General features: G+C 66.1%; 16 protein-coding genes. 8 read left to right on the forward strand and 8 right to left on the reverse strand.

The annotated features are described in order from the left end of the window. Positions 1–2: 2 nt before the first annotated feature. Positions 3–1,778 carry a class I adenylate-forming enzyme family protein gene (locus tag JJ918_RS15490; RefSeq protein ID WP_291889320.1) on the reverse strand — a complete coding sequence of 592 codons (1,776 nt, stop codon included), beginning with the start codon at positions 1,776–1,778 and terminating at the stop codon, positions 3–5. Between the two features lie 224 nt (positions 1,779–2,002). Between JJ918_RS15490 and JJ918_RS15495 the strand changes: the two genes are divergently transcribed. Together JJ918_RS15495 and JJ918_RS15500 are read left to right on the forward strand one after the other, a co-directional pair. Continuing rightward, positions 2,003–4,060 (forward strand): 3-hydroxyacyl-CoA dehydrogenase NAD-binding domain-containing protein, encoded by a 2,058-nt coding sequence (locus JJ918_RS15495; RefSeq protein WP_291889322.1) that lies wholly within the window; start codon positions 2,003–2,005, stop codon positions 4,058–4,060. A 139-nt stretch (positions 4,061–4,199) separates the two neighbouring features. After that, positions 4,200–4,397, forward strand: a complete 198-nt coding sequence (locus tag JJ918_RS15500; RefSeq protein ID WP_291889326.1) for a CsbD family protein — start codon at positions 4,200–4,202, stop codon at positions 4,395–4,397. Positions 4,398–4,627: 230 nt separating this feature from the next. Here JJ918_RS15500 and JJ918_RS15505 read toward each other — a convergent pair whose 3' ends face one another. Continuing rightward, positions 4,628–5,821: a CaiB/BaiF CoA-transferase family protein gene (locus JJ918_RS15505; protein WP_291889329.1), complete on the reverse strand. Its 1,194-nt coding sequence runs from the start codon at positions 5,819–5,821 to the stop codon at positions 4,628–4,630. Next, the gene (locus tag JJ918_RS15510) at positions 5,818–6,288 is read right to left on the reverse strand and encodes a MarR family winged helix-turn-helix transcriptional regulator (protein ID WP_291889332.1); all 471 of its coding nucleotides are present in this window, start codon (positions 6,286–6,288) and stop codon (positions 5,818–5,820) included. Before JJ918_RS15510 ends, JJ918_RS15505 begins: the two co-directional genes overlap by 4 nt. Positions 6,289–6,637: 349 nt before the next feature. Here JJ918_RS15510 and JJ918_RS15515 point away from each other — a divergent pair, with 349 nt between their 5' ends. The 3 genes from JJ918_RS15515 (at position 6,638) to JJ918_RS15525 (ending at position 13,328) form a co-directional block, all read left to right on the forward strand. After that, positions 6,638–9,217 carry a TonB-dependent receptor gene (locus JJ918_RS15515; protein WP_291889335.1) on the forward strand — a complete coding sequence of 860 codons (2,580 nt, stop codon included), beginning with the start codon at positions 6,638–6,640 and terminating at the stop codon, positions 9,215–9,217. A gap of 107 nt (positions 9,218–9,324) precedes the next feature. After that, on the forward strand, positions 9,325–11,325 hold the full coding sequence (locus tag JJ918_RS15520; RefSeq protein ID WP_291889337.1) for a tetratricopeptide repeat-containing sulfotransferase family protein: 2,001 nt from the start codon (positions 9,325–9,327) through the stop codon (positions 11,323–11,325). A gap of 29 nt (positions 11,326–11,354) precedes the next feature. Continuing rightward, positions 11,355–13,328, forward strand: a complete 1,974-nt coding sequence (locus JJ918_RS15525; RefSeq protein WP_291889340.1) for a BCCT family transporter — start codon at positions 11,355–11,357, stop codon at positions 13,326–13,328. Between the two features lie 9 nt (positions 13,329–13,337). Here JJ918_RS15525 and JJ918_RS15530 read toward each other — a convergent pair whose 3' ends face one another. The 5 genes from JJ918_RS15530 to hemN all read right to left on the reverse strand — a co-directional run bounded on the left by JJ918_RS15530 (position 13,338) and on the right by hemN (position 22,625). Continuing rightward, positions 13,338–14,315: a zinc transporter ZntB gene (locus tag JJ918_RS15530; RefSeq protein ID WP_291889343.1), complete on the reverse strand. Its 978-nt coding sequence runs from the start codon at positions 14,313–14,315 to the stop codon at positions 13,338–13,340. After that, positions 14,308–15,336, reverse strand: coding sequence for a mechanosensitive ion channel domain-containing protein (locus tag JJ918_RS15535; protein ID WP_291889347.1), 1,029 nt, complete (start codon positions 15,334–15,336; stop codon positions 14,308–14,310). Before JJ918_RS15535 ends, JJ918_RS15530 begins: the two co-directional genes overlap by 8 nt. A 102-nt stretch (positions 15,337–15,438) precedes the next feature. Next, complete coding sequence (locus tag JJ918_RS15540; protein ID WP_291889349.1) at positions 15,439–19,500, reverse strand: translocation/assembly module TamB domain-containing protein; 4,062 nt, start codon at positions 19,498–19,500, stop codon at positions 15,439–15,441. Between the two features lie 3 nt (positions 19,501–19,503). Continuing rightward, on the reverse strand, positions 19,504–21,213 hold the full coding sequence (locus JJ918_RS15545) for an autotransporter assembly complex family protein (RefSeq protein ID WP_291889352.1): 1,710 nt from the start codon (positions 21,211–21,213) through the stop codon (positions 19,504–19,506). A gap of 83 nt (positions 21,214–21,296) precedes the next feature. Next, positions 21,297–22,625, reverse strand: coding sequence for an oxygen-independent coproporphyrinogen III oxidase (gene hemN, locus JJ918_RS15550; RefSeq protein WP_291889355.1), 1,329 nt, complete (start codon positions 22,623–22,625; stop codon positions 21,297–21,299). Positions 22,626–22,806: 181 nt separating this feature from the next. Between hemN and zwf the strand changes: the two genes are divergently transcribed. From zwf to edd, 3 genes are read left to right on the forward strand one after another with little or no spacing between them, the layout of a single operon-like run. Beyond that, positions 22,807–24,282 carry a glucose-6-phosphate dehydrogenase gene (gene zwf / locus JJ918_RS15555; protein ID WP_291889358.1) on the forward strand — a complete coding sequence of 492 codons (1,476 nt, stop codon included), beginning with the start codon at positions 22,807–22,809 and terminating at the stop codon, positions 24,280–24,282. Beyond that, a complete protein-coding gene (pgl, locus tag JJ918_RS15560) occupies positions 24,266–24,994 on the forward strand; it encodes a 6-phosphogluconolactonase (RefSeq protein ID WP_291889361.1) in 729 nt (242 codons plus the stop codon). Before zwf ends, pgl begins: the two co-directional genes overlap by 17 nt. A gap of 29 nt (positions 24,995–25,023) precedes the next feature. Further along, complete coding sequence (edd, locus tag JJ918_RS15565; protein ID WP_291889363.1) at positions 25,024–26,877, forward strand: phosphogluconate dehydratase; 1,854 nt, start codon at positions 25,024–25,026, stop codon at positions 26,875–26,877. Positions 26,878–26,965 lie beyond the last annotated feature (88 nt).

A 26,965-nucleotide genomic window follows, 5' to 3' on the forward strand; every position in this document is an offset into this window, starting at 1 on the left:
CCCTAGACGGCTTCGGCCGCTTCCTTGTCGAACATGGGTTTCAGTTCGCTCTTGATGATCTTGCCATTGGCATTGCGCGGCAGGGTCTCGCGGGTGAAGAGGATGCGCACCGGCGCCTTGAAGGCAGCCAGGTGCTGGCGCACCCAGTCCTGCAGTTCGGCCTCGGTCGCACTCATCCCCGGGGCGAGGTGGACCACGGCGGCGGGTTCCTCGCCCAGTGTGCGATGGGGGATGCCGACGAGGGCGGCATCGGTGACGGCCGGGTGGTCGTAGAGGACGTTCTCCACCTCGCTGGAATAGATGTTCTCGCCGCCGCGGATGATGATGTCCTTGGCGCGGTCGACGATGTAGCAGAAGCCTTCCTCGTCGATGCGGGCGAGATCGCCGGTGCGCACCCAGCCGTCGATGAAGGTCTCGGCGGTGGCCTCCGGATTGTTCCAGTAGCCGGCGACGATTTGCGGGCCGCGGGCCCACAGCTCGCCGACCTCGCCAACGGGCAGTTCGTGCGTGCCGTCCGGGCTCATGATCTTGATGTCGGACACGGCGACCGGCGTGCCGCAGCTGTCTGGCCGGTTGAGATAGTCTTCCGAGGCGTGGTGTGTGACGGTGGCCGAGGTCTCGGTCATGCCCCAGCCATTGCCCGGCAGCGCACCGAACACCGAGCGGATCTTGCGCACGAGGTCAGGCGCGGAGGGGGCGCCGCCATAGGCGATCGATTCCAGCGAGGAGAGGTCATACTTCTCGCGGTCGGGGTGTTCGATGAGCTGCCAGGCAATGGTCGGAACGCCGCCGGTGACATTGACCTTCTCGCGCTCGATGATGCGGAAGGCGTCGACCGGATCCCATTTGCGCATGAAAACCATGGTGTTGCCGGCAAATATCGCGCCCATCAGGGCGGCATTGCAGGCGGTGACGTGAAACAGCGGGATCACCGTCAGCATCGTCTTGGGGACCGGGTCCGGCGGAACTTCGCCGCGGCGGGCAAAGGTGCGGGCACCGGAATAGGCTGAGGAGAAAATATTGGTGAGAATGTTGCGATGGGTGCCCAGCGCGCCCTTCGGGTGCCCGGTGGTGCCGCTGGTGTAGAAAATGGTCGCGTAAGTGTCCGGTTCGAGCCCCATAGAGGGAAGGTCCGTGTCACCTAAAGTGCCATAGTCGGACGGTGCGCCGATCATATCCTCCAGCCGGCGGGCGGGGGCGGCGAGCGGCGTCTTCGTGCGGCTGACCAGGACGGTGTCGAGGTCGGGCAGCGTGTCCGCCGACGGCGCGATCCGTTCCCAGCGTTCCGCGTCGCAGATCAGCGCGCGGGCGCCGCTGTCGGACAGGCCGTAGGTCAGCTCGGCGCCGGTCCACCAGGCATTCAGCGGTACGGCGATCGCGCCGAGGCTGGTGATGGCGAAAAAGGCGACCGGCCATTCCGGCAGATTGCGCATCGACAGGGCGACCCGGTCGCCGGGTTTCACACCGCTCCGCGCCAGCTCTGCGGCGAGGGTGGCGGTGGCGCGGAACCAGGCGTCATAGGTGACGCGCTCGTCCTCATAGATGGTGAAGAGCCGGTCCGGATGCGTGGCGCGGGCGTGGCGCGCGAGATCGGGCAGGGACGGCAGGGCGTTCTTCCACACGCGTGTGGGGACACCCCGGATCTCGACCGTCTCCATCTCGAAGCGCGCACCTGGTGCGCACAATGCCTGCTCGATCGCATCCAGCGATGCGGCGGGCCAGCCTTCGGGCAATTGGTATGCCGGCGCCGCGTCGGACGCCCCGGTTTGCTTTTCCATCCCCGGCAATCCTGTTTTCGGTTTGCGATTGTGTTTGTTGCTTGAACGATAGTGTTGATCGAGATAGGGCACAAGGCTTAAGCTGGATGCTGGTAGTCTCAGTGCGACTGTCAGAGATATCGAATGAAGGGTATGTGCCTGATCTGGCGCGCCGCTTCACCACAGAACACGAAAAAGCCGCCGGAGCCCGGGCGCCGGAACGGCCCATAAAACAGGAGACGGCAATGTCCGTGATCACCACACGCAGGGAAGGCGAGGTCCTGGTCGTGACCTCCAACAATCCGCCGGTCAACGCGCTGGGCCAGGCCGTGCGCGCCGGTCTGGCGGAGGCCATGGCCGAGGCCGCCGGCGACGACGCCATCCAGGCGGTCGTGATCTGCTGCGAGGGGCGGACCTTCTTTGCCGGTGCCGACATCACCGAGTTCGGCAAGCCGCCGGTCGGCCCGTCCCTGCCCGAAGTCATCGACGCCATCGAAGCGAGCTCGAAGCCTGTCGTCGCGGCCATTCACGGCACCGCGCTGGGCGGGGGGCTGGAAGTCGCGCTGGGGTGTCACTACCGGATCGCCGTCGCCTCTGCCAGGCTCGGACTGCCCGAGGTCAAGCTTGGCATCCTCCCCGGCGCCGGCGGTACCCAAAGACTGCCGCGCGTGGTCGGCGTGGCAGACGCCCTGCCCATGATCGTCACCGGCAATCCGATCCCGGCCGCCCAGGCCGAGAAGATCGGCCTTGTCGACAAGCTGGTGGCCGAAGACGGTCTGGCGGAGTCAGGTATCGCCTTTGCCCGCAGTGTGATCGGCAAGGCGGACCACCCGGTCTCCTCGAAGCGGACCGACAAGATCGGCGAGATCCCGTCGGACAGCGATTTCTTCGACGAATTCCGCAAGACCCAGATGCGCCGCCTGAAAGGGTTCGAGGCGCCGGAGGCCTGTATCGAAGCCGTGAAGGCCGCGATCGACCTGCCTTACGAGGAAGGCGTGAAGAAGGAGCGTGAACTGTTCGGCAAGCTGGTGACCGGCACGCAGTCGAAAGCGCTGCGGCATGTCTTCTTCGCCGAACGGGCGGCTGCCAAGATCGACGATATTCCGGCCGACACGCCGGTGCTGCCGGTCAAGAAAGTCGGCATTCTCGGTGCCGGCACGATGGGTGGCGGGATCGCGATGAATTTCCTCACCGCCGGCTATGCCGTCACCATTCTGGAGCGCGAGCAGGAGGCGCTGGATCGCGGCGTCTCGATCATCCGCAAGAATTACGAGCGCTCGGCCGCCAAGGGCCGTTTCACCGCCGACCAGGTCGAACGGGCAATGGGTCTGCTCACGCCTACGCTCGACATGAATGATCTGGCCGACTGCGATCTGGTGATCGAGGCCGTGTTCGAGAATATGGATGTGAAGAAGGACGTGTTCCGCAAGCTCGACGGCATCGTCAAGCCCGGCGCCATCCTGGCGTCGAACACTTCCTATCTCAATGTCGACGAGATGGCGGCCGAGACCAAGCGTCCCGGTTCGGTGCTGGGCCTGCACTTCTTCTCGCCGGCCAATGTCATGCGACTGCTGGAGATTGTCCGTGCGGCGAAGACAGAACCGGCCGTGCTCAAGACGGCGATGGATCTGGCCAAGAAGATCGGCAAGGTGGCCGTCGTGTCCGGCGTGTGCTTCGGCTTTATCGGCAACCGCATGCTGTCGCCGCGCCAGCGGGCCGCCCAGGCCATGCTGCTGCAGGGCGCCAAGCCCTGGGATGTCGACAAGGCGCTGACCGATTTCGGCATGCCGATGGGCCCGTTCCAGATGTCGGACCTGGCCGGTCTCGATCTGGGCTGGGACAAGGCGAATTCGAAGAGCGAGACCATCCGCGACGTGCTGTGCGAGCGCGACCGCCGCGGCCAGAAAACCGGCAAGGGCTTTTACGATTACGACGAGAACCGCCGGCCGTCTCCGTCCAAGGAGGTCGAGGCGATCATCGACGAATTCGCGGCGAAATCCGGTCTGGAGCAGCGTGTCTTTTCGCAGGACGAAATCCGCGAGCGCCTGCTCTTCCCGATGATCAATGAGGGCGCGAAAATTCTCGAGGAAGGCATGGCCCAGCGCGCCTCCGACATCGATACGGTGTGGATCAATGGCTATGGCTGGCCGGCCTATACCGGCGGGCCGATGTTCTGGGCCGACACGATCGGGCTGGACAAGGTCGTCGCCGGCCTGAAGGCGCATGCTGCCGCGTCGGGCGCCGAGCCGGACATCTGCAAACTCCTCGAAGACAAGGCGGCCAAGGGCGAAACCTTCAACTAGGTCAGGCGTCCCTGGACGCAAAGGAGCGGGCCCCAAAACTCCCCGGGCCCGCTCCTTTTTTGTCTGGCGGAACCTGCTGCCCCGGAACGTCTTCCGCTGGCGGACGTTGCCTTGGTGACGTTGCAAAAGGAGAGGTTCGATGAATGCCACGCAATTGAAGGGCAAATGGGAACAGTTCACCGGCGACGCCAAGCGCCAGTGGGGCAAGCTGACCGATGACGACATCGCGGTTGTCGAAGGCGATGCGGACAAGCTGGCCGGCAAGATCCGCGAACGCTACGGCAAGGACAAGGAAGAGGCCGAACGCGAGGTGAAGGACTGGATCGACGGTCTCTGATCGCTGCGGCTACGTGTTGTGCGATTCATGCCTGGGTTCGTCCTTCCCCTTGACGGGGAAGGTGTCCGGCGCAGCCGGACGGAAGGGGTGAAACGCGCAGCGTTTCCGGTCTGCCCAAAGTCACCCACTCCACCGCTGCTGACGCAGCGGTCCTTCGTCGCGTCGAACAGTCCCCCGGACTGTTCTTGGGCGCCTCAGCGCCCATCAAGGGCGAGGACAGGGGAGTGGCGCTATCCGTCCCCGTCGAGACCGAGTTCGCGGCGGATATCCCGGGTGTGTTCGCCATGGCCGGGTGAGCGGCCGGTCTCGCCCACCGGGGCGCCGGACATGTGGATCGGGCTGCGGATGCCGGGAATGCCGTCGCGTTCTATGAGGATGCCGCGATGGGCGACCTGCGGATCGTCCAGGGCTTCGGCAACGGTGCTGATCGGCCCGGCCGGAATGCCGGCCTGCTCCAGTGCGTCGAGCCAGTAGCTGCGTGAATTGTGCTGCATGATGTTGGCGATGTGCGTCGTCAGCTGTTCGCGATTGTCGACGCGCTGGGCATTGGTGCGGTTTTCCGCGAGCGCGTCCTCGCCGAGGCCGAGCAGGCCGGCGAGGCGTTCGAACTGGCCGTCATTGCCGCAGGCGATGATGATATGCCCGTCCGAGCAGGGAAATTCCTGATAGGGCACGATAGAGGGGTGGGCATTGCCGATCCGCTTGGGCGATTTGCCGGTGGCCAGATAATTCATCGCCTGATTACCCAGCACGCCGATCATCGAGTCCAGCAGGCCCATATCGATATGCTGGCCCTGGCCCGTTCGCTCACGCTGCAGCAGGGCGGCCTCGATGGCGATCGTGCCGTAAAGGCCGGTGAAGATGTCGGCAAAGGCGACGCCGAGACGCTGGGGCGGCCGGTCCGGCTCGCCGGTCAGGTCCATGACCCCGCTCATCGCCTGGATCGCCAGGTCATAGCCGGCACGATGGGCGTAGGGGCCGGTCTGGCCGAAACCGGTCACCGAACAGTAGACGAGGCGCGGATGCTCGGCTTTCAGGCTGTCATAATCGAGCCCGAACCTGGCCAGTCCGCCCACCTTGAAATTTTCCACCACGACGTCTGCCGTGCCGATCAGCGCCTTCACCATCGCCAGGTCGTCGGCGTTGCGGAAATCGGCGATCACCGACCGCTTGCCGCGATTGCACGAGTGGTAATAGGCGGCCGCCCGGCCGGAGGCATGGTCGATCCAGGGCGGGCCCCAGGTGCGGGTATCGTCGCCGGCGGGGCTTTCCACCTTGATCACGTCGGCGCCCAGATCGGCAAGCGTCTGGCCGATCCAGGGGCCGGCCAGGATGCGGGCCAGTTCGACGACGCGGATGCCGTCCAGAGCACCCCCCGTCTGAGCGCCCCCTGTCTGAGCGCCATTGGGGAGAGCGTTGCTCATCGGCCGATCTCGCCGGTGTCGAGGAAGGGCGAGGCGTCCAGGTCCTCGGCGTCCATCAGTTCCGCGATGCGCTGGAGCGAAGCGATCAGCATGTTCTGTTCCCACGGCTGAAGGGTGCGGAAGGACCGCAGGAAACCGGCCTGGAGCAATTCGGGCGAATTGTCGCTGGCCTCGCGGCCTTTGTCCGTCAGTTGAGCCAGGACAACGCGTTTGTCCCTGTCGCTCTTGACCCGCTCGACCAGGCCGGCCTGGGTCAGCCGGTCGAGGATGGAGGTGATCGTGGCCTGGCTGAGCGATACGGCCCGTGCGATGGCACTGGGCGACATCTCACCGCCCTTGCGCAATGTGTCGATCACCACGAGTTGCGGTGCGGTGAGGCCTGTCGCCTTCACCAGGCGTTTCGACTGCAGGTCGATGGCGCGGGTGATGCGCCGCAGGGCAATGAGAATTTCGTCGTGATCGCTCATTCGTTCAACCGTTCGCGTCCTGTCCGATCGATGTATCGCCGCTTTGCGGGCAATCCAACAGCTAAAGCCCGGGGCAAGCGAGATATGCTTTGAATGCGTATCATGTGGCCGCCGTCTGCAATGGAGGTCCCGGTATGATGAATTGCATCCGGACTGTCGCTTCTATGTAACGGTTCTTCAAAAGTATCGCAAAAACAAGAAGAACCGGCGGCTCGGTGGCGGTCGTCATTGCAACGTATCCGGGTTGGAAATGATTTCAACTCGAAGCAAGTATGGTCAATCGGCAGGCAAGGCTCTAAACCGCCCTCAATCCACTTATTAACGAAATTCAGGGGGCTTCCACCGCGTTATGCTGAAGCAACGAGCACTCACAACCACGATCCTGTCCGCCGCCGCGCTGTCTATCGCCGGTACCGCCCACGCCCAGGTCGACGTCATCACGGTGACTGCGACCAAGCGCGAAAGCTCCACCCAGGACATCCCCGTTGCCGTCAACGCGATGGATGGCGAAACGCTCGAGGAACTGGGCGTCACCATCTTCACCGATTATCTCCAGCAAATGCCCGGCGTGACCGCCGGCGGTGGCGGTCCCGGCCAGAACACGATCTATATCCGCGGTCTCGCATCGACGACGCCGAACCTGACCGTCGCCGGTGTGGCCGGTCTGGCGCCGAACGTCGCCTTCTATCTGGACGAACAGCCGCTGGCACAGCCGGGCCGCAATCTGGACGTCTACGCCGTCGACCTGGAACGCGTCGAGGTCCTGCCGGGACCGCAGGGCACGCTCTACGGTGCCAGCTCGCAGGCCGGTACGGTGCGCCTGATCACCAACAAGCCGGTGCTGGGCGAATACTCCGCCTACGCCAATTTCGACGTCTCCTTCACCGAAAGCGGTGAGCGCAGCCAGAGCGTCCAGGCCGTGGTCAACATCCCGGTCGGTGACAATTTCGCCCTGCGCGGCGTCGCCTTTGTCGACGATCGCGGCGGCTTCATCGACAATGTCCACGGCACGCGCTCGACGGCCGAGTCGGCGCGCTACCGCTCCGCCGGCACCGTGCGCGACAACGGCCTGCCGGTCGCGCCGCGCCGTGAAGGCTTCCAGGCCAATGACGACCTGTCGAATGTCACCTTCATCAATGCCGACAACAGCGCGCTGGTCGAGGACGATTTCAACGATACGACCTATTCCGGCTTCCGCGTCAGCGGCCGCTACGAGTTCAATATCGACTGGCGCGCCACCGTCTCGGTGATGCAGCAGACGCTGGAGAGCGAAGGCGTCTTCTTCCAGGACCCCGAACTGGATGACTGGGAGATCCAGCGCTACCAGCCGGACGATCTGGAAGACGAGTTCACCAATGTGGCCTGGACGATCGAGGGCCGCGTCGGCGCCCTGGAAACCGTCTATACCGGTGCCTATACCGACCGCGAGACGGATCAGGTGATCGACTACACGGACTACATGTTCGTGGGTCAGTACTTCCCGGTCTACACTTGCGACAGCTCGGTGAGCTATCCGGGCGGCGGTCTGGACCCCTATGGCACCTGTCATGCCCCGACCGCGAATGTGACCTCGCACACCGAGACCACGGTCGAGAGCCATGAGTTCCGCTTCAATACGCCGGAAGAGAACCGCTGGCGCGTTACCGCGGGCGTCTTCTACTCGAAGACGGAGCTCGCCGAGCGGAACGACTACAATTATCTCGGCTCCATGGACCGGGTGAATGCGGACGGTTCCGTCGGCATCAACGCGCTGGGGATTGACCAGTATCCGCTGACCAATGGCGATGCCACGCCGGGGCAGGTGGGCAATGAGAGCCAGGGCTACTTCTCGGACCCGGGTCCGATCCTGGCGCCGACCATTTTCCGTAATGACGTGTTGCGCACCGACGAGCAGCTCGGCTTCTTCGGCGAGTTCAGCTACGACCTCGTGCCGGACGTGTTCGAGATCGTACTCGGCGCGCGCGCCTACGACGTTGAAGTCGATCTCGAAGGCAGCGCCAACTCTGTCTACGATATCCTGTATCCGGCGACGGACGGCAGCGGCAATCCGATCGACGCCCAGGGCTTCGGCACCAATATCTCCCGCCAGTTCGGTCCGAACGGCCCGGCCGGCGCGCCGGAAGTCGCCGCCAGCGAAGGCACGATCTTCAAGGTGACCGGTAACTGGACGCCGAACGACACCATGCTGTTCTACGCGACCTATTCGGAAGGCTATCGTCCGGGTCTGCTGAACCGTCCGGGTGGCATCACGCCGGCCAGCGTGCCGGGCTACACCACGCCCTACGCCATCGACACCGACGAGGTGCAGAATTACGAGCTGGGCTGGAAGCTCGACCTGTTCGACCAGCAGGTCCGCTTCAACGGTAATGCCTTCTTCGTCGAGATCGAGGGTCTGCAGACGACGATCTTCGATCCGGAAATCACCAATCTCTTCTTCTCGGACAATGCGGCCAACGCGGAAATCCGGGGCGTCGAGGGTGACGTCACCTACGCGCCGATCGAGATGCCGGGCCTGACCGTTGCCGGTGCCTTCTCGATCCTCGACACCGAGATCACCGAGGTGCTCACGCCGACCGACGACGTCGTGCTGGGCTCCGAGCTCGCCTTCGCGCCGGAATTCCAGGCGAACCTGCGGGCGCGCTACGAGTGGCCGGTGTTCAACGACTACACGGCGCACGTCCAGGGCCAGATCGTCCATACCGGCGACAGCCGCACCGACATCATCGAGATCAACTCGATGGATCTGGACGGCTACACCACGCTGGGTGTCCGCACCGGCGTGCGGTCGGACCAGTGGAATGTCGAGCTCTACGTGAACAATCTCACGAACGAGAATGCGGCCCTGTCCGGCAATTTCATCTTTGACCGGGCCCGGGTGAGCGTCACGCGTCCGCGCACCATCGGCGTCCGCGTCGGAGTGCAGTACTAGGTCGGGGAGCCGTGACGGTTCATCTGACCTGACCGCATGTATAACCGGAAAGCGTCCCGCCCGGCGGCGGGGCGCTTTTCGTTCTGTCTCTCCAGCCCGGAGCCCGTGTGTCCGAAGCCGATCCTTCCGAAGCCCTCAAGACCGCCCAGGCCGAGATGTATGCCGGCCGGTTCGACGCTGCGATCACGCAGCTCGACGCGCTTCTGGCGGCCGATCCGCAGCATGTCGACGCGCTCTATATGCGGGCGGTTTGCCTGCGTTACGGCAAGGATCATGCGGGCGCCCGCAAGGCGCTGGACACACTCAAGGCACAGGCACCGGATTTCGGCCGGGCCTTGCAGGAAGAGGGGCATCTTTTCCGCGAGACCGGTGACGATGCCGCGGCGATTGTCGCCTACCGCGCGGCGACGATGGCGAACCCGGCCCTGCAGGCCGCCTGGCTGGGGCTTGCCGAAGCCCTGGAACGCACGGGCGAGCCGGCCGAGGCCCGTCAGTGCCGCGCCCAGGCCGAGGCGCTCACCCGCCTGCCCAAACCGCTGCTGGCGGCGATGAATCATCTGCACGAGAACCGCCTGCACAAGGCCGAAGGGCTGGCGCGCGCCTTCCTGCAGAAGAACCCGAAACATGTCGAGGGGATGCGCATCCTGGCCGAGATCGGCAAGCGGTTCGGCGTGCTCGACGATGCCGAGTTCCTGCTGGAAAGCGCGGCAGAGTTCGAGCCGGACAATATCGCCGTGCGGCTCGATCATATCGAGGTGCTGCGGAAGCGACAGAAGCATGCCGAGGCGCTGGCCCGGGCCGAAGCGTTGCTGGCGCGGGACCCGGACAGCCCGGTCTTCCTGTCGCGCCACGCTGTCGAGGCGCTCGCCGTGGGCGAATACGAAACGGCGCTGGCCGGGTTCGACAAGGTGCTGGCCGCTCTGCCGGACGATGCCGGCACCCATGCCGCCCGTGCCCACGCGCTCAAGACGATGGGCCGCACCGGCGAGGCGGTCGAGGCCTATCGCCGGGCCTGCGCGACGCGGCCGGACTATGGCGAGGCCTGGTACGGGCTGGCCAATCTGAAGACCTATCGCTTCACCGATGACGAGATTGCACGGATGCGCGAACAGGAGGGCGCGCCGGGCCTGCGCACCCATGACCGCATCCATATCTGCTTTGCCCTGGGCAAGGCCTATGAGGATGCCGGCGCCTACGACATCTCGTTTGAATATTATGAGCGTGGCAATGATCTGAAGCGCATCCAGACGCGCTATACTTCCGACATCATGGCGCAGGAGCTGAACGCCCAGGCGGCGACGTGCACGCGCGCGCTGTTCGAGGCTCAGGGCGGCAAGGGCTGTCCGGCGCCGGACCCTATCTTCATTGTCGGCCTGCCGCGTGCCGGCTCCACCCTGCTCGAACAGATCCTGGCCTCGCACAGCCAGGTCGACGGCACGCTGGAACTGCCCGACATTCTCGCCACCGCCCACCGGCTGCGCGGCCGCACGCGGGGTGAGGACGGGGCCGGGCGCTACCCGGCTATCCTGCACGAACTCGATGCCCGCCAGCTGCGCGAGCTGGGCGAGGCCTATATCGAGAACACCCGCATCCACCGCCAGGGCGCGCCCTTCTTCACCGACAAGATGCCGAACAATTTCAGGCATATCGGTCTGATCAAGCTGATCCTGCCCAATGCGAAGATTATCGATGCGCGCCGTGCGCCGATGGCGTGCTGTTTCTCCGGCTTCAAGCAACTCTTCGCCGAGGGTCAGGAATTCACCTACGGGCTCGACGAGGTCGGCCGCTATTATCGCGGCTATGTCGAGCTGATGGATCACTGGGACCGGGTGCTGCCCGGCGAGATCCTGCGCGTGCAGTACGAGGATGTCGTGGCCGATCTGGAGAGCCAGGTCCGGCGCATCCTGGATTTCTGCGGCCTGTCCTTCGAGCAGGCCTGCCTGGATTTCCACACCACCGAGCGTGCCGTGCGGACCGCGAGTTCCGAACAGGTGCGCCAGCCCATCTATGACAGCGGCGTCGAGCAGTGGCGGCATTTCGAACGCCATCTCGACCCGCTGAAGTCGGCTCTGGGGCCTGCCCTCACGAGCTATCGTTCCGGAGCCTGACACACGCCGCGAAAGCGAGGACTGATCCCATGAGAAAGATCGAACCCGCCGTCTTCTTCCCCGCCGCTGCCCTGGTCTTTGCCGGGGTGGCCTATGCGGTGCTGGCCGGCGATTCCGCCGAGGCGGCCTTTACCGGCCTGCGCGACGCCATCACGGAAACCACGGGCTGGCTCTACTCCGTCGGGGTTGGTTTCTTCCTGATCGCGCTGATCGTCGTCGCCTTCTCCGACTGGGGACGGATCAAGCTGGGTCCGGATGACAGCGAGCCGGAATACGGGTTTGCGCCCTGGTTCGCGATGCTGTTCTCGGCGGGCATGGGGATCGGCCTGATGTTCTTCGGCGTCGCCGAACCGCTGACCCACTATCTCACCCCGCCCGACGGCGATCCGGAAACACTGGAATCGGCCCGTCAGGCCATCGTGCTGACCTTCTTCCACTGGGGCGTCCACGCCTGGGGGATCTATGTCGTCGTCGGGCTGAGCCTGGCCTATTTCACCTACCGTCACGGCCTGCCGCTGACGATCCGCTCCGCCCTCTATCCGCTGATCGGCGACCGCATCTACGGTCCGATCGGCCATGCCGTCGACACCATCGCCGTGCTGGGCACGCTGTTCGGTGTGGCGACCTCGCTGGGCTTCGGCGTGACGCAGATCAATGCCGGTCTGAATACGCTGTTCGATGTCCCCATCGCGCCGGTCGTGCAGCTGGCGCTGATTGCCGGGATCACGGCGCTTGCCACGATTTCCGTTGTCGCGGGCCTGGACGCCGGCATCAAGCGGCTCAGCGAGCTGAACCTCTATCTCGCCATCGCCCTCATCCTCTTCGTGCTGCTGGCGGGTCCGACGCTCTTCCTGATCAGCGCCTTCGTGCAGAATATCGGTGACTATCTCGACCAGCTGGCGACGCTGACCTTCAATGTCGACGCCTATGGCGACGGTGTCTGGGTGAGCGACTGGACCCTGTTCTACTGGGGCTGGTGGATTTCCTGGTCGCCCTTCGTGGGCATGTTCATTGCCCGCATCTCGCGCGGCCGGACGGTGCGCGAGTTCATCTTCGGCGTTCTGCTGGGCCCGACGCTGTTCACCTTTTTCTGGATGACGGTCTATGGCGACAGCGCCCTGCGTCTCGCGCTGGCCGGGCTGGCCGAGCCGATGGTCGATGCGGTGCGCAACGGGCAGAGCGAGCTGGCCCTGTTCGCCTTCCTCGACAATCTGCCCCTGTCGGGCCTGACCTCGGTGCTGGCGATCACCCTGGTGGCGACCTTCTTCGTCACATCGTCGGACTCGGGGTCGCTGGTGAAATCGACCCTGGCCTCGGGCGGGTCGCTCAACCCGCCGGTCTCCCAGCGCCTCTTCTGGGCCCTGCTGGAAGGCGTGGTTGCGGCCGTCCTCTTGATGGTCGGCGGTCTCGGTGCGCTGCAATCGGCAACGATCGCGGCGGCGCTGCCTTTCACCCTGGTGATCATGCTCGCCTTTGTCGGCCTGTTCCGGGCCTGGTCGGTGGAAACCGCCCGCCGCGCCGGGCGCAAGACCGCCACCCAATTGCCGGTCGAGGGGGCTGCCGTTCCCTGGAAGGCGCGCCTGCGGATGATGTTCTCGCGGCCGACCGGCAAGGAAGTCGACGTCTATATCGAGGAGACCGTGATGCCGGCGCTGGAGTCGGTGGCTGAGGAGCTGAAGAAGTACGGCTACGAGACCGAGCTCGACCAGGCCCGCGGCTGTGCCTCCATGCGTGTGAAGGACGAGGACCGGCCGGAATTCGTCTTCCGGGTGGAACGGCGCCTCTATGACGAGCCCTATTTCGCAACGCCGGAGGAAGAGGGCGAGCCGGGCATCGATGCGGACAAGAGCGAGGAAGAGTTCGCCCGCGCCGAGGTGGTGCTCTCCGATGGCGGACAGCATTATTGCGTCTACGGCTTCTCCAAGGTGCAGATCATCCGCGAGGTGTTGCGCAATTTCGAACGCCACCTGCAATGGCTCTACCACATCGCGCACACACGGTGAGGCGACGGGTCAGAGCCATTTCATCAGGCGGAAGAACAGCACCTGGCCGGCGCCGATCGCGGCCATCAGGCCGGTGACGATCCAGAAGGCGGCCCCGGAATCGGCGCCGGGCATGCCGCCGACATTGATGCCCAGAAGGCCGGTCAGGAAGCCCAGCGGCAGGAAGATCGCGGCGACGAGCGAGAGCACGTAGAGCGTCTTGTTCATCCGGTCGGCAAGGGCGTTGGCCAGCTCGTCCTTGACGATCTGGGCTCGTTCGCGGATCGCGTCGAGGTCTTCGAGATAGCGGGTGATCCGGTCGAGATTTTCCTGCAGGCGGCGTTTGGCGGGCACATCGATCCAGGCGAAATCGAGTGCGCGCAATTGTGCGACCACGTCGCGCTGGGGGGCGAAATAGCGCCGGAAGATGATGGCCTGGCGGCGCAGGGTGACAATGATCTGGCGTTCCTCGACCGACGGCGAGTTCATCACCTCTTCCTCGACATCGTCGAGGGCAAGGTGAAGATCGGTCATCACCGGTTCCATCCGTTCGAACAGGCGGGCCGACAGGGTGGCGACGAAGTCGCCGGAATGCTTCGGGCCGGTGCCGGCATCGAGCCGGTCCTGGATATCGCGCACGGCCTTGAGCGTGCGCAATTGCACCGAGACAATGCGATTCGCATCGACCCACAGCCGGATCGAGACCATGTCTTCCGGCTGGGCGTCCTGATTGAGATTGACTCCGCGCAGGATCAGCAGCGCGCCGCGCTCGAACTCCACAAGACGCGGCCGGGTCTCCTCGGCCAGCAGGGCATCGACGGCCAGCGGATCGAGATAATCCAGCTCGGTCTCGATCCAGCGGCGTGTGCCGGGATGGCGCCCGTCGAGATGCACCCAGGCCAGCTGATCGTCGCGGGCGCGGCTTGAGGCGTCGTCCGGTGACAGCCGTGTGCCGGACCCGTCGCCATTGATTGTGGCGGCGTAGAGGATGGCACTGCCGTCAGCCATCGCCGCCCTCGCTTGTCTCGTCGGGCTCGCCCGTTCCACCGGGTTCGCGCAGCGGACCCTCCTGGCCAGGCAGGCTGGTACGAATGTGCAGATCGCGCTGCGGGAAGGGGATCTCGATGCCGTTCTCGCGGAATTTCCGCCAGATCGCGAACATCACCTCGCTCTGCGGACCCCATCGGCCGTCGACGATATTGCCGACCCAGAAATAGAGCAGGAAGTTGATCGAGCTGTCGCCGAATGTGCGCAGGAAGCAGACCGGTTCCGGGTCCTCGAGACAGCGCGGGTGTTCGCGTGCGGCTTCCAGCATCAGGGCATGCACCTTCTCCAGATCCGAGCCATAGGCGACACCGACCGGCACTTCCACCCGGGCTTTCGAGCTGGACAGGGTCCAGTTCGTCACCCGGTTGGTGATGAAATCCTCGTTCGGGACCAGCACTTCCTTGCCGTCGAATGTCTCGATCAGGATGAAACGCGCACTGGAGCGGCGCACATAGCCGCTGGTGCCGTCGGGCAGCTCGATCAGGTCGTCCTGCTCCACCGAGCGTTCGAACAGCAGGATCAGGCCGCTCACAAAGTTCGAGGCGACTTTCTGCAGGCCGAAGCCCAGACCGATACCCAGCGCGCCGCCGAAGACGGTCAGCGTGGTCAGGTCGAGCCCGATCAGGTCCAGCGCCACCAGGCCGGACAGGATGTAGAGGGCGATCTGGAAGATCTTGGTGACCAGGACGCGCGTCGTCTTCCGCATCCGGCTGATATGGGCGAGGCGTTTCTCGATCAGGTCGGACAGGATGGCGGCCGTCCAGAAGACGAGCGCCAGAACCAGTACCCCGCGCAGCACGGTGTAGGCGCTGATCCGGACGTCGCCGACCTGGTAGGTCAGGGCGTCGGTGTCGAGATACTGGCGCAGCAGTTCGAAATGGCCGGTCAGGCCCGCGGCCACGACCCCGGCCAGGGTCGCGAAGACCAGTATGCGCGCCCAGAGCCCGCTCGGCTTGATGATCGAAAGAAGGAAGTTCTTCATGCGTTTGGCGATGATCCGGGTGAATTGCGCTGTTTCCTGCGTAACCCTGGCCGCGCGGACAGGCAAGGACCGTGGGGAAAGCCGCCTTGCGGGAGACCGGGGCTAGTAGTCGCGCCGCCAGCGGATCGCGACCGAGGCGTCGGTGTCGGCAGACAGGCGCGACAGCACGCTGAGATCGGGTGTCAGCTGCCATTCAACCAGCGCCTGGCCGAGCGCCGATGTGCCGCCGGTGCCCAGTTCCACATAGACATTGTCGCCCAGCCGGACGCCGCCGGTGACGGCGATATTGCCATCGGCGTCGGTCGACACCGACAGCCGGTCGATCCCGGCCAGATCGCGCAGCTGGCCGACAATGTTCAACAGGCTCTGCCCTGAAAGCTGCGCTGCCAGCTGGGCCGCTTCGAAGGCGCCCAGCTCACTGACCGACTCGTCGAACAGCAGGCGCGACAGGATTTCGTCTTCCGGCAGGGCGGGATCGCTGCTCAGCGTCACGCTGGGACTGCGCACAGGTCCCTCGATCCGCGCCGTCGCGGAGAAGCCCGTGCGTTCGTGCGTTGCGGTCAGGTCGACGCGGGCATCCTCCGGCGCGCCGTCGAAGCGGACCTCGCCGCCCTCAAGCCGGAAACGGCGGTTGAAAACGAAGGCCGTGCCGTCGAGCAGCATGGCCCGGCCGTTCAGTTCGGGCTTGCCGACGGCGCCGCTGGCATTGAGGTCGAGCCCCCATTCGGACGAGAAGGTCGAGGAGTCGATATAGATGTTCCGGTCCGCCTCGACGGCATAATCGAGCCGCATCGGCAGCACATTGCGCGAATAGCTCTGCCGGCCCTTGGGCAGGTTGATCTCCTGCACGTCGATTTCCGGGATCGAGGCGGCACCGTTCATCGAGGGGCGGATACGGGCGCGGTCGACATGGGTCGAGCCCGATATCAGCAGGCCGCGAGCGTCGAGCGACAGATTGGCATTGCCGGTCGCCTGTATGGTCATGTCGTCGCGGCGCGCCGCCTGGAACCGGTCGAATTCCAGTTCGGCTTCGCCCCGGGGACCCTCGGTTGGCAGACGCAGGACGCCGGAACCCGTCAGCCGTCCGCTTTCGCCATCGCTGGCCGACAGTTCGGTCAGTTCCAGGCCGCTGCCATCGAAGGTGGCTGCGAGTTCCAGGTCGCGGATCGTGGCGCCGGTCGCAGCGGCCGTGACCTGACCGCCGGAGAGTTGCAGCCGGCCTGCGAGTTCCGGCGTACCGCGGACACCGGCAAGATCGACTTCGGCCACCAACTCGCCGCCGTCGATGCGCGCATCGGGCGGTACGAGGAGAGCGGCGAGGTCGGCAATATCGCCGCGAAGGCGCAACTGCCCGGAGATCGGGCTGCCATCCTCGCCGGCCAGCATGGCGAGGCGGGGCGTGGGGCCTTCCCGCACCAGAGTGGCGTTGCCGGAGAGATCGTCGCCGGTCAACGTCATCTCGATACGGGCGTTTTCGGCGACGTCGAGGACCAGATCGGCATCGACAGGCTGTGCGCTGTCGGCCGCAAGGGCTGCAAGGTCGTCAATGCCCAGCTCGGCGCCGCCTTGCCAGAGGCCGTCGATACGTTCCAGCCGGACCTCGCCGGAGAGCATGCCCGCCGCCGGCGGGAAGGCGGTGATATCGGCAATGACGGTGACGGGCAGTCCGGCAAGCCCGGCCTCCAGCTCAGCCTGGCCGCCGGTGCGGGCATAGCGCCAGGACAATGTGCCGTCGCCGATCGTGGTGGCACCGCCGGCCCGGTAGTCGCCATTGGCATAGTCCAGCGTGACCGGCTCGGCCGTGCGGATGCGGTGAATGCTCCAGCGACCCGACGGGCTGAGGCTCAGCGACACGGCGCCGTCCTCGCTGATGCCCAGACGTCCGGCAGCATTGAGGGTCAGCGGGCTGCGCAGGCGTCCGGTCGCCGTCGTCCGCACCGCCATGTCCGACAGGGGACCGTCCAGCCGCAGCGTCGCCTCGGCCAGGTAGCCGCCCGAGAAAGAGTGGCCGGATATGATGAGTTCGGCATCCAGCACACCGTCGCGCAGGGCTTCCGGCGAGGCGGAATAGCGGATGCTGGAACGGGCGCGGTCGCCCAGTTCCATGTCGAAGGCGGCATCGAGCCGCTGCGCCGTCTGCTCGGCCGAGGCCGAGATCCGGAAGGGGCCGATCAGGCTTTCATCGATATGGGCCGACCAGGTGTCGCCGGCACGGGTGACGGCGCCGGTCATGCGGACCGGCTTGCCGTTGCGCGTTGCTTCCAGGATCCAGTCGGCCGTCAGGCTGCCGTCCTGCCAGATGGTCTCGACGGCGAGATTGGGGTCGGTGACCGTGAGCTGGCCGGCGGTGATGGCATTGCTGCGTGTCGCCGTGCGGATTTCGATGCGTCCGTTTCCGGCGGCATTGACACGGAATGCCGTGGCCAGGGCGCCGTCGATCTGTGCGGCCTCCACCGGCAGCTGGCCGGACAGGGCGAGATCGCCTTCGGCTGTCCAGCCATCGCCGCGTGTCTGTCCCCGGCCGGAAAGATCCACGCCGCTGGCGCGGGCGCGGATATCGCGCAACTGCCAGCCGTCGTCGGTCCGCGCGACCGTCACTTCACCCTCCAGGCCCTGCAGCAGGTCTGTATAGGCCGGGTCCCAGACGACAGAGGCTGCGTCGACGGTCAGTTGTGCGCTTTGCCAGGATTGTGCGTTCAGGGTCAGGCGGGCCGGGCCCGATGCGCGCGATGTGAGGCGGGCAATGTCGTTGATCGCCAGAACCGCATCCAGCGTGGGATCGTCTTCGCCGAGCGGGTAGCGGCCGGAGGCGTCCAGGCGCGCATGATCCGTCTCGACGGCCAGGCGATCGATATCCAGCGCGCGGGCTGATCCGTCCCAGGTGCCGGCAAAGTCCAGCACCGCCGCGTCGCCGATCAGGGGGGCGGCCTGTTCGACAGCCAGGTGCGGCGATTGCAGATCCAGCCGGCTTTCGATGATGTAGCGTCCATCGCGGCGCACCACCGTGACAGGCCCGGAGACCCGGTCCGCCGTGACATAGTCGACGGCCAGCGCGTCTGCGGTGAGCTCACCGTCCAGCCGCAGTCCGTCGCCGGTCTCGACCCGGCCGGACCAGCGTGCCGTGCGGGCGGTCACGCGGCCGGAGGTGAGGGCGGCGATCGTGCCGGTACTGGCCCGGGCGCTGACCGTCCAGGCGTTTTCGCCGGCCGGTGCGAGGGTGGCGGAGCCGCTGCTGGTTTCGGCTTCCAGCCGGGTGAAGGTGAAGCCGGCCTCGCGGCTGCCTTCGGCGACAATATCGGCGTCTCCCGCCAGGTCGCGATAGCTTTCCGGCACCACGCCCCAGCCCTCGACATCGACCCGGCCCTCGGCGCGCCAGTCGCGTTCCGTCCAGTTGATCCGGGCCCGCGCCATCTCCTGGTCGCCGGCCCGCAGGACGACATCGCCTTCACCCGCATCGCCATCGCCTGCGATCTCGCCTTCGGCGTGGATCGTGCGCCCGGACAGGCGCAGCAGGCTGGCGAGCGGCCCGTCGGCTGCACCGAAGGCATCCAGCGTGCCGGCGATACCGCTGGCATCGACCCGCAGGTCGGCGGCCAGGCGGTCGCCTTCGGCGTCGATCCGTTCGGCGTCCAGATGCAGCCGGGCTCCGTCGCCTGCACCGGCTTCCGCCGAGGCGTCGATGCGCAGGCGCGAGGCCGGGCCGGCCACGCCTTCGGCAAGCGCGAGTTCCGCAACGGTCAGCTCACCCAGGATGAGGGCCGGCAGGTCCGGCAGGCCGCCCTCGCTGTCCGGCGCGTCGTCACGCCCGGCCGGCCGCCTTGAGACGTCGACCCGGGCCGCGCTGATGCTGCGGACCCGGTAGGGTTTGAACAACAGGCTCGAGGCCTGCCAGTCGAGGCTGATGTCCTCTGCCGTCAGCCAGACGCCGTCGGCGTCGGCGAGTGTCAGCCGGTCCAGATGCAGACGGGACAGCGGATCGCCGGACAGGCCCTCAACCGTGATCGTCTGGCCGCCGATCTCGCGGCCGTCCAGCTGGCTCGTCACCAGCCACCGCCCCGGCGCACCGCCTGCCGCCAGGCGCAGTCCGGCCACGAGCGCGGCGAGGATCACGATCGTGATCGCGCTCCAGCGCAGGACGCGGACTATGACCTGGCGCGCTGTCATGGATCAGAAGGCCTGGCCGAGGCTGAAATAGATCTGCACGGGATCCTCGCCGTCGCGCCGGTCTAGCGGCGTGGCGATGTCGACCCGAACCGGGGCGAAGTCGAAGTAGTAGCGCACCCCCACGCCGACCGCGGTGCGCAGATTGGACAGGTCGGGCTGGCGGTCGCTGGAGGCCATGGCGGAGTCGACAAAGCCGACCACCCCCCAACGCTCGCGCACGCGCCAGCGCAGCTCGGCACTCGTCTCGACCACGGAAATCCCGCCGAAGGGCGTTCCGTCCGGCGCCTGCGGGCTGAGCGACTGATAGTCGAAACCGCGCGCGGAACCGCCGCCGCCGGCGTAGAAGCGCTGGTCGGCCGGCATGGCCGTGGCCGAGGCGCCGAGGACGGACCCGACCCGCATGCGAAGCGCCGCCACGGTCGTGTCGCTGAGGCGGTAATAGGTGCTGGCGCGCCCTTCCAGACGCACATACTGGCAGCCGCAATCGCCCAGCGTCGTCGCAGGCGTCACCTGGACCATGCCATAGATGCCGCTGTCCGGGTCGAGCGGGTCCGGACGGGAATCATAGCCGGCGACCAGATCGATGGCGGCCGTGACAACGTCGCGCTCGCCGAAAGCATCGGTGACGCGTGACCAGTCGATGTGTGGGCCGATGCCATAGGTCCGCCGCCCGTCGCGCCGGGTGACCTCCACCCCGATCTCGGCCTCTTCCTGCTGGTAGGCGTCCGTGTCCTCGCTGACGAGACCGGCATGCAGGCGCAGGGTCTGGTCGAAGCGCCGCCAGTGCGGCCGCGACACGCTGGCCAGCAGCGACTGGTTCAGCGTCGCAATCCCTGCCGACAGGGTCAGCGTCTCGTCATTGCCGCGCAGATTGCGCCGGATCCAGCGCACATTGCCGCCGCCGCCCTCGCTGGTGGAATAGCTGAGCCCGGTCTCGATGGAATGGCGGGCCGAGGGTGTGAGTTCGACATCGACTGGCCGGTTGCCGTCCTCGCCGACCGGACCCAGCGTGATGTCGGCGGCGCCGACGCTGTCCAGCTCGGTCAGGCGTTTCTGGTATTCCAGTATCTCTTCGCGGTTCGCAGGCTCCCCCGTGGTGAAAGGCGACATGCGCGCGATGAATTGCGGGTTCCACGGGCCCGTGTCCCGCTCGATCTCGCCATAGGTCGACCACGGTCCAGGCGTATAGCGAAAGGTGATCCGGCCCTCTTCGGTGGCGTGGTCGACCACCACGCGCCGGTCCTCGATCCGGGCGTCCGGCCAGCCGGAATTGTGCAGGGCGACGAGACCTTGCGCTTCGGCGTCGATGACCGACTGGGCCCGCAGGGGCGTTCCAGTCTCAAGGCCGATCGCCTCCCGGGCCGTGGCGCGGGCGTCTTCATCGTCGCCGGTTTCCGTTGCTATGTCGGCGATGATGAAGACCGGGCCAGGCGCGATCTGGACAACGGCCTCCTGCTGCGGGCCGATCATCGGTTCCAGCGTTGCCGCGTAATAGCCGCGCGAGCGCAGGAGGCGGCGGGCGCGGTCGGCCGCGGTCCGGGCATCCCGCAGGGCGCTTGAAACACCGCCGGCTTGCGCTTCGCGCTCACCGATCGCGGTTTCCAGCGCCGCCCGCAGCGACGCGTCCGACACGCCCTCGATCCGGGCCAGCGGATCGGCGAGGGCCGGACCGGTCACCAGCAATGCCAGAACGGAAACGAGTTTGAAGGTCACGCGATTATCACCAAGGGCAATTGCCTTGGTTCTATAGAACCTGCCCGGGGCTGTCGTCCCCATCCTGCGACATTAAAACCCTGTCAGACGGCGCGGCTGTGCTTCTGGCCGGCCGGCTGGAAGCCCGGATCGATGCGAGCGGCGATATTGCGCACATAGGGCAGGCCGGCCGGTGTCACCTTCAGATGCCCGTTCTCCAGCCAGGCCAGACCGTCGGCAATCACCCCGTCCAGCGCGTCCGGGTCGAACAGGTCGCCATCCAGCGGAATGTCGAAGGTGCACAGGAGCTGCATGATGCGCTCGCCGATCCGGCCTTCCCGCCAGGAGCGGGCAACGCCGCGCACAATGGCCGAGCCATCGGACGCCATCGCCTCGGCATAGCGGGCCGGGTCGGGGATGTTCTGGGCATAGCCCTGCAGGGCCTCGGAGATCGAGGAGGCGCCGAAGCCGATCAGGATGTCATAGGGGTCGTCGGTATAGCCCTGGAAGTTGCGGCGCAGCGAACCGTCGCGCGCGGCCTGCGCAAGCGGGTCTTCCGGCCGGGCGAAATGGTCGAACCCGATGGCGGCATAGCCGGCGCCGGTGAGAGTCCGGGCGGCGGCAAGCATCTGATCGAACCGGGCCTGGGCGCCCGGCAGCCGGTCCTCGGGAATGGCGCGCTGGTGCTTCTTGAACCAGGGCACGTGGGCATAGCCGAAAACCGAGACACGGTCGGCATCCATCTCGGCGACGGCGCGGGCGGTTGCCTCGACGCGCTCGATCGTCTGGGCGGGCAGGCCGTACATGACATCCATGTTGATGCGGGAGATGCCCGCGCTGCGCAGCGCCCGCACGGCCGCTTCCACCTGCTCGCGCGGCTGGATGCGGTGGATCAGAGTCTGCACCTCTTCGGACAGGTCCTGCACGCCGAGGCTGGCGCGGGTGACGCCGTTTGCGGCGAGCGCCTCGCACAGACGGGTGTCCAGTCCGCGCGGATCCAGTTCGACGGCGATTTCAGCGTCGTCCGCGAAGTCGTATCGGGCGCGCAGTGCGTCCATCACGGCACCGAAACGCGCCGGCGACAGCATGTCCGGCGATCCGCCGCCGAAATGCACGTGATGCACCTTGCCGCCCGCGGGAGCCGGACGGGTCGCAATCTCCGCCAGCAGGGCGTCCAGATAGCGCTCGATCCGGCTGTCGCGATTGGGCACGGTCGTGTTGCAGCCGCAATACCAGCACATCGACCGGCAGAAGGGGATGTGGACGTAGAGTGAAAGCACCGGTTCGGCCGGCGTTTCCGACATCCATCCCGCCCAGGCACCGCCGCAGATCCCGTCATTGAACTGGGTCGCCGGCGGATAGGAGGTATAGCGCGGCACCGCCTCCAGGGCGTAGCCGGGCAGGAAAACGGGGGAATGAAGAATGTCGGTCATGGCGGGAACGCAATCATGTGATTATTTTTGCGGACATTACGTCCCGCTTCGTGGCCGCGCGATGCGCCCAAAGCGCGCAGGCCGGGGCACAGAAAGTTTTTCGCCCAGGCGGTTATGTTAGGGGTAACATTGCTGTTATAGAGTCTCCCCCGGACACACGCCGCAAACCCCGGAAGGCAGCATGGCCGAACTCGTCCCCGTTGAACCGTTCGATATCGTCGTCTTCGGCGCTACGGGCGACCTTGCCCTTCGCAAGCTGATCCCGGCGCTGTTCCATCGCTGGTGCGACGGCCAGATCACGGCGGATTCGCGGATCATCGCGGCGTCCCGGGAGCCGATGAGCGATGACGCTTTCCGCGATATTGCCGCCCGGCATATTTTCGAGCGCGACCCCACGGACGCGCGCCGCAAGGCTTGGTCGGAATTCATCGAGCGCATGTCCTATGTGGCCGTCGATGTCAGCGCCCAGGGCGAAGACTGGGCGGACCTGAAGGCCGCGCTGGATCCCGACGAGGACAAGATCCGGCTCTACTATCTCGCGCTTCCGCCCTCGACCTATGGCCGGGCCTGCGCGGGTCTGGCGGCGCAGTCGCTGAACACGCCGAATGCCCGGATCGTGCTGGAGAAGCCGATCGGGACGGACTTTCACTCCGCCCGCCGGATCAATGACCAGGTCGGTGAAGTCTTCCGGGAAAACAACATCTTCCGGATCGACCACTATCTGGGCAAGGAAACCGTCCAGAACCTGCTGATCCTGCGTTTCGCCAACTATCTGTTCGAGCCGATCTGGAATGCCAACGGGATCGATCACGTCCAGATCACCGTCGCGGAATCGCTGGGGGCGGGCGAGCGGGCCGGCTATTACGACCGCTCCGGCGCCCTGCGCGACATGGTACAGAACCACCTGCTCCAGCTGGCCTGCCTGGTGGCGATGGAGCCGCCGGCCTCGCTCGATCCGGACGCTGTGCGCACTGAAAAGCTGAAAGTGCTCAAGGCGCTGCGCCCGATCACGGCGGCGAATGTGTCGCAGGATGTCGTGCGCGGACAGTACCAGTCCGGCGCGGTCGGCGGTTCACCTGTGCCCGGCTATGCCGACGAGATCGGGGCCGATACCGGCACCGAGACCTTTGTGGCGATCCGGGCCCAGCTGGAGAACTGGCGCTGGGCGGGCGTGCCCTTCTACATGCGGACCGGCAAGCGCATGGGGTCGCGGCGTTCGGAGATCATCGTCCAGTTCAAGCCGGTGCCGCACGATGTTGTCGGCGCGGTCGATGGCGCGCTGCATCCCAACCGGCTGGTGATCCGCCTGCAGCCGGACGAGGGCGTCAAGCTGATGCTGATGACCAAGGATCCGGGACCCGGCGGGCTGCGCCTGCGCTATGTGCCGTTGAACCTGTCCTATGCCGAGCATTTCGAGGCCAACTATCCCGACGCCTATGAGCGCCTGCTGATGGCGATCGTGCGGGGCAATCTCAGCCTGTTCATGCGGCGCGATGAAGTCGAGGCGGCCTGGCGCTGGGTCGACGGGATCATCCGCGCCTGGGACGAGGGTCAGGCCAAGCTGTATGGCTACCAGGCTGGCACTGACGGGCCGACGCAGGCCGCCTTGCTGCTGGCTCGCGAGGACCGGGAGTGGTTCGATGCCATCCGGCACTGACGCACCGCTCCATCCCGTGCAGCATCATGCCGGGATCGACGCGATGACCGGAGATCTGGTCCGGCAGGTGGCGGCCGTGCTCGATACCGCGATCCGCGCACGCGGTTCGGCACTCCTGGCAGTATCCGGCGGCTCGACGCCGGCGCCGCTCTACCGCGCCCTGTCGCAGCTCGACATCGACTGGGCCCGGGTGACCGTGCTGCTGGTCGACGAGCGCTGGGTCGAACCGGGTGAAGCGGGATCGAATGAAGGCTTCGTTCGTGAGACACTCCTCACGGGCAAGGCGGCCGAAGCCCGTTTCATTGGCCTGAAGACGGCAGACCCGTCGCCCTTCGATGCCGCGGTCGGCCTGGCCGGGCGAATTCAGGACGCGGGCCGGATCGATCTTGCCGTGCTTGGCATGGGAAATGATGGCCATACAGCGTCCTGGTTTCCTCATGCCCGGGGACTGGAAGCCGCGCTGTCCGCCGAAGGTCCGCCGGTTGCCGCAATCGAGGCCCGGCCCAGTGCCGTGACCGGCGATCACCTGCTGCGCATGACGCTGACCCGGGCCGCGTTGACGCAGGCGCGTCATGTGCTGCTGATGATACGCGGCAAGGACAAGCTGGCGGCGCTGGAGGCCGCGCACGCCCCGGGGCCGGTCGAAGACATGCCGGTCCGTGCCCTGCTGCGCGATGCGGCCCTGCCGCTGGAAATCCACTGGACCGACTGAAACACCACACACGCAAACGGATGCGACCCATGGCTCAACGTCTCAATTCCACGCTCGAAGCGGTCACCGACCGCATCCGCCGCCGAAGCGAAGCGAGCCGGTCGGCCTATCTCGACCAGATGCGCGCGGCCGGCCGTGACGGGCGTCACCGGGCCGTCCTGTCCTGTGGCAATCTCGCCCATGGCTTCGCTGCATGTCCCGGCGGCGACAAGCAGGCGCTCAAGGCCGGCGACAGCATCAATGTCGGCATTGTCACGGCCTATAACGACATGCTCTCGGCGCACCAGCCTTTCGAGCGCTTCCCGGGCATCATCAAGGCAGCCCTGAATGAAGTCGGCGCTGTCGGCCAGGTGGCAGGCGGTGTGCCGGCCATGTGCGACGGCGTCACCCAGGGGCAGCCGGGGATGGAGCTGTCGCTGTTCAGCCGCGATGCGATCGCGATGGCGACGGCGATCGCCCTGTCGCACAACATGTTCGACGCGGTGCTGTGTCTCGGGGTGTGCGACAAGATCGTTCCGGGCCTGCTGATCGGCGCGCTGCGCTTCGGTCATCTGCCGGTCGTCTTCGTGCCGGCGGGCCCGATGCGCTCCGGCCTGCCCAATCCGGAGAAGGCGCGCATCCGCCAACTCTACGCGGAAGGGAAGGTCGGTCGCGATGCGCTGCTGGATGCCGAAAGCAAAAGCTACCACTCGCCGGGCACCTGCACCTTCTACGGCACGGCGAATTCCAACCAGATGCTGATGGAGATCATGGGGCTGCATGTGCCCGGCGCGGCCTTCATAAATCCGGACGACCCGCTGCGCGATGTCATGACGGCGGAAGCTGCGCGCCGGGCCGTGGCCATCGTTCCCGGCGGTGGCGAGCCCGCTCCACTGGCCGAGATCGTCGACGCGCGTGCCATCGCGAACGCCATTGTCGGCCTGCATGCCACCGGCGGTTCGACTAATCACACCATCCACCTGATCGCGATCGCACGGGCGGCAGGCCTGCTTGTCGACTGGTCGGACTTCCACGATCTTGCCGGTGTGACGCCGCTTTTGTGCCGCGTCTATCCGAACGGGCCGGCTGACGTGAACCATTTCCACGCGGCCGGCGGGCTCGGCTTCGTCATTCGCGAGCTTCTCGATGCCGGCCTGCTGCACGAGGACGTGCTGACGGTCAGCGGCCGCGGGCTGCGCCACTATGCGAGCGAGCCGTTCGAAAGCGAGGCCGGGGTCACCTGGCGGCCGGCCGTGGCGCAGAGCGCGAACACCGACGTCGTCCGCCCTGTTGCCGAACCTTTCTCGGCCGATGGCGGGCTGAAAGTGCTCGACGGCGATCTGGGGCGGGCCGTGATCAAGATCTCGGCCGTGAAACCGGAGCACCATCTCGTCGAGGCCCCGGCGATCGTGTTCGAGAGCCAGGACGACTTCATCGCCCGCTTCAAGGCCGGCGAGCTCGATCGTGACTTTGTCGCCGTGCTGCGCTTCCAGGGACCGCGGGCCAATGGCATGCCGGAACTGCACCGCCTGACCCCGGCGCTCGGTGCGTTGCAGGATCGCGGCTTCCATGTCGCCCTGGTGACCGATGGCCGCATGTCGGGAGCCTCCGGCAAGGTGCCGGCTGCGATCCATGTCAGTCCCGAGGCGGCGCTGGGCGGCGCGATCGCTCGGGTTCGCGACGGCGACATTGTGCGCATTGATGCGCCGGCCGGCCGGTTGACGGTGGCTGCCGATGGTTTCGCCGCCCGATCGCCCGCTATTGCTCCCGCCACGGTGCAGGCCGGCATGGGACGCGAACTTTTCACCGGCTTCCGGCAGTTATGCGGAACGGCCGAAGAAGGCGCGCTTTCCATTCCCGGGCTTGCAGAGGCAGCGGCGGCGCGGACTGCAGAAACGGTCTAGAAAAAGCGAGTTTCTGCATAAGGCGTGATCTTAATCACGTATCTTGCTGACACAAAGTTGCTATTCGGAACATGCCGCTTGAAAGAGC

The organism is Maricaulis sp. (assembly GCF_017642925.1).
GTDB lineage: Bacteria > Pseudomonadota > Alphaproteobacteria > Caulobacterales > Maricaulaceae > Maricaulis.